This window comes from Microbacterium resistens NBRC 103078, from assembly GCF_001552355.1.
Taxonomy (GTDB): domain Bacteria; phylum Actinomycetota; class Actinomycetes; order Actinomycetales; family Microbacteriaceae; genus Microbacterium; species Microbacterium resistens.
Genome location: NZ_BCRA01000045.1, coordinates 1 through 4,569, shown reverse-complemented (window position 1 = coordinate 4,569; position 4,569 = coordinate 1). Strand labels below are relative to the sequence as shown.

The window sequence follows — 4,569 nt, the reverse complement described above, 5'->3', positions numbered from 1 at the left end:
TTCCTCCCCCCTCCCCCCCCCCGCCCCCCCCCCCCGATCTGCACACATCTGCCCGATCTGCACACGAATACTCGCGAACCGTGTGCAGATCGGGACAACGTGTGCAGATCGGGACCGGGATGAGGCCGGGACGGAGGTCAGCAGACGGTCAGCAGCGGCGGGCGGCAGACGGTCAGCAGCAGCGGGCGGCAGACGGTCAGCAGCAGCGGGCGCCCGGATCCGCGTCCTGCGCGGCGTAGTGTCGCCGCCAGAACTCGCGCTCCGTCATCGGAACCCGGTCCGGATGCGCCGCGCGCTCATGCGCCAGGTAGGCCGCGTACCGCGACTGACCGGTCACGCCGTTGACGTACCAGGCCACCGCCCGCCACGCGCGCCGCAGTCCCTCGGCCGCGCGCCGGGCCGGACCGCGGGCATCCCCGCCCAGGGCCACCCGCGAAGCCACGCCGTCCCTGGTTGAGGCCGCGGGTCCACGCCCTCCGTGGCCGACGCCGTGCGGGCCCGACGCCGCACGGGCGCCCGGCGCCGGATCATGCACACCGGTCACGTCAGTGCCCCTGGACCGGCTTCAGCTCGTCCGGCAGCGCGTCCCATTCCTTCTGCACGGCGCGCTCCTCGCGGGAGGCGATGAGGCCCGCCGCCCCGAAGCGACGCGACGGGACCGCAGGGTCCTCGTGATCGATGACCTCCGTGCCGCGGAACGCCTGGACCACCCGCCAGACCGACATCGCGATCACGATGAGGGTGAGCACGAGGAACACGATCGACAGCGTCCCCTGCACCACCGTGTTGCGCACGACCGCCTCCATCGCCTGGACCGTGCCCGCGGTCCCGAAGCTCGTCTCGCCCGCCTCCAGCGCCCCGCGGAACGCGAAATGCTGAGCCCAGTAGCCCACCGCCGGCACCGGGGAGAAGATCTTGTACAGCGACGCGGTGACAGTCACCACCGTCACGAATGCGAGCGGGACGACCACCACCCAGAGCACCCCGAACGTGCGCCGGCGGGCGACGATCGTGAGCACCACCGCGAGCGCGATCGCGGCCAGCAGCTGGTTCGCGATCCCGAACAGGGGGAACAGGGTGTTGATGCCGCCGAGCGGATCGGTGACGCCCATGATCAGCACCGCGCCCCACCCGGCCACCATGACCGCCGTGCAGATCCACGCCCCGGCCCGCCAGGACGTGTCCTTGAAGCGCGGGATGACGTTCCCGATCGAGTCCTGCAGCATGAAGCGTGCGACCCGGGTGCCGGCGTCCACGGCGGTCAGGATGAACAGCGCCTCGAACATGATCGCGAAGTGGTACCAGAACGCCATCATCCCGGTGCCGCCGATCCACTGCTGCATGATGTGCGCGAGGCCGAGGGCGAGGGTCGGTGCACCGCCGGTGCGGGAGATGATCGACTCCTCCCCCACGTTCGCCGCGGTCGTGGAGAGCATCTCCGGCGTCAGGTTCACACCGGCGAGCCCGAGCCCGTTCACGAACTGCACGGCGCCTTCGATCGTGCCGAGCGTCGCCGCCGGGGACGAGTTCATGGCGAAGTAGATGCCCCGGTCGATCGACACGGCCGCGACGAGGGCCATGATCGCGACGAACGACTCCATCAGCATCCCGCCGTAGCCGATGAAGCGGGTCTGCTTCTCCTTCTCGACCATCTTCGGCGTCGTGCCCGAGGCGATCAGCGCGTGGAACCCGCTGAGCGCCCCGCACGCGATCGTGACGAACAGGAACGGGAACAGGGGGCCCGACCACACCGGCCCCGTCTCCCCGCCGGCGAACTCGCTGAAGGCCGGGACGGAGATCTCCGGTCGGACGAAGACGATCGCCACGGCGAGCGCCACGATCACGCCGATCTTCATGAACGTGGAGAGGTAGTCGCGCGGGGCGAGCAGGATCCAGACCGGCAGGACCGCCGCGATGAAGCCGTAGATGATGATGGCCCATGCGATGGTCAGGCGCTCCTGATGGAAGATCGCCTGCCCCCAGTCGGTAGCAGCCACCGCGCCGCCGCCGACGATGGCGGCGATGAGGAGCACGAACCCGATGATCGACACCTCGGTGATCCGTCCCGGTCGGATCCAACGCAGATACACGCCCATGAACAGCGCGATGGGGATCGTCATGCTCACCGAGAAGACGCCCCACGGGCTCTCCCCGAGCGCGTTGACGACGACGAGGGCGAGGATCGCCGTGATGATGATCATGATGAGCAGCGTCGCGAGGATCGCGGCGGCTCCGCCGAAGCGCCCGAGCTCGTCGCGCGCCATCTGTCCCAGGGAGCGCCCGCCGCGCCGCATCGAGAAGAACAGCACCAGGTAGTCCTGCACGGCGCCGGCGAGCACCACGCCGACGATGATCCAGATGGTCCCCGGCAGATAGCCCATCTGCGCCGCGAGCACGGGGCCGACGAGCGGTCCGGCGCCGGCGATCGCCGCGAAGTGGTGCCCGAACAGCACGCGGCGGTCGGTGGCGACGTAGTCCTTCCCGTCCGCCTTGGCCTCCGCGGGCGTCGCGCGGCGGTCGTCCGGCCGTGTAAGCCGCCGCTCGATGTACTTCGAGTAGAAGCGGTAGAAGATCAGGTAGGTCGCGACCGCGGCGAAGACGAACCAGATGGCGTTCACCGTCTCGCCGCGGACGATCGCGAGCATCGTCCACGCCACGCCGCCGACCAGGGCGATGAGCGCCCAGACGACGATCTTCACGGGTGTCCACCGCGGCTTCTCGTCGACCGCGACCGGGGGAAGACTCCGTTCCGCCGTGTCTGCTCTCTGCATGATCTGAACTCCTTCGTCCGCGTCCTGCTGCATCGACGCTAACCCGGACGACCGCTCGCGCGCATCCGACGCGGCGGGAACGGACGGGCCGGGACGACGAGGGGCCGCCGGGAAGTCCCGGCGGCCCCTCGTCGTCGGCTCAGCTGAGCTCGCTGCCCTCCAGGAGCTCGGTGACGAGCGCGGCGATCGCCGAGCGCTCGGACCGCTGCAGGGTCACGTGCCCGAACAGCTCGTGCCCCTTGAGCGTCTCGATCACGCTGGCGACGCCGTCGTGGCGGCCGACGCGGAGGTTGTCGCGCTGTCCGACATCGTGGGTGAGCACGACGCGCGAGTTCTGCCCCATCCGGCTGAGCACCGTGAGCAGGACGTTGCGCTCCAGCGACTGCGCCTCGTCCACGATCACGAAGGCGTCGTGCAGGGACCGCCCGCGGATGTGGGTGAGCGGAAGGACCTCCAGGATCCCGCGCTCGACGACCTCGTCGATCACGTTGGTCGACACCACCGATCCGAGGGTGTCGTAGACGGCCTGGCCCCAGGGGTTCATCTTCTCGCCCTGGTCGCCGGGGAGGTAGCCGAGCTCCTGCCCGCCGACGGCGAACAGCGGCCGGAAGACGATGATCTTCCGCTGCTGCTGCCGCTCCAGCACCGCCTCGAGACCGGCGCAGAGCGCCAGGGCCGACTTGCCCGTTCCGGCGCGCCCGCCGAGGGAGACGATGCCGACCTCGGGGTCCAGGAGCAGGTCGATCGCGATGCGCTGCTCGGCGGAGCGCCCGTGCAGGCCGAACACCTCGCGGTCTCCGCGGACGAGCGCGAACTCCCCGTCCCCGGTGACCCGGCCCAGGGCCGAGCCGCGTTCGGAGTGGATGATGAGGCCGGTGTTGACGGGCAGGCCCGTCACCTGGTCGCTGGATCCGACCTCGCTCTCGTACAGGTCGCTGATCTCGTCCCCGGAGAGGTCGATCGGGGCGATGCCGGTCCACCCCGAGTCCACGGCCTGCTCCGCGAGGTACTCCTCGGCGTTGATGCCGAGCGAGGCCGCCTTCACCCGCATGGGGAGGTCCTTCGAGACCACCGTCACGTCCTGGCCGTCCTGCGCGAGGTGCATGGCGACCGAGAGGATGCGGCTGTCGTTGTCGCCGAGGCGGATCCCGCTGGGGAGAACGGACTGATCGGTGTTGTTGAGCTCGACGCGCAGCGTGCCGCCCGAGCCGATCGGGACGGGGAAGTCCAGACGTCCGTGCTCGACGCGCAGCTCGTCGAGGTGACGCAGCGCCCGCCGCGCGAAATACCCGATCTCGGGGTCGTGGCGTTTGCCCTCCAGCTCGCCGATGACGACGACGGGGAGGACGATGCTGTGCTCCGCGAAGCGGAAGAACGCCTGGGGATCGGACAGCAGCACCGACGTGTCGAGCACGTAGGTGCGCAGGTCCTGTCCGGGCGCGCCTTCCCCGCCGTCGCGGGTGCTGCGCTGGTGAGCTGCCTGAGTCTGCTGAGTGAACGGTGCGGCCACGACCCTCTCCCGACCCGGGGATTCCCGGTGTTAGGCGAGTCGACCAGGGCCACGAGTCGCGATCCTTCACGGCCGACTCGATCGGGCACCGTGCCCGATGCCATGACCGTACGACCGCGGGAGCACGCGACGCGACTCCGACACGCGGCAGCGTCGGTTAAGCGGAGATGAATTCCGCCGCCGTGGCGAGGGCGCCGTCGAGCAGCGCCACCGTGGGCTCCCCGGTGCCGGCGTGCACGCCGAAGCGCACCCGGCCGTCGCGCACCGTCGCGGTGATCCCCGCGTCGG

General features: G+C 70.3%; 3 protein-coding genes. All 3 read right to left on the bottom strand.

The features are described 5' to 3' along the window. Positions 1-196: 196 nt before the first annotated feature. Positions 197-442, bottom strand: a complete 246-nt coding sequence (locus MR1_RS08900) for a YbdD/YjiX family protein (RefSeq protein ID WP_084344483.1) — start codon at positions 440-442, stop codon at positions 197-199. 103 nt (positions 443-545) lie between these two features. Next, complete coding sequence (locus tag MR1_RS08895) at positions 546-2,771, bottom strand: carbon starvation CstA family protein (protein WP_255218118.1); 2,226 nt, start codon at positions 2,769-2,771, stop codon at positions 546-548. Positions 2,772-2,910: 139 nt separating this feature from the next. Further along, positions 2,911-4,197, bottom strand: a complete 1,287-nt coding sequence (locus MR1_RS08890; protein ID WP_233460088.1) for a PhoH family protein — start codon at positions 4,195-4,197, stop codon at positions 2,911-2,913. Positions 4,198-4,569 lie beyond the last annotated feature (372 nt).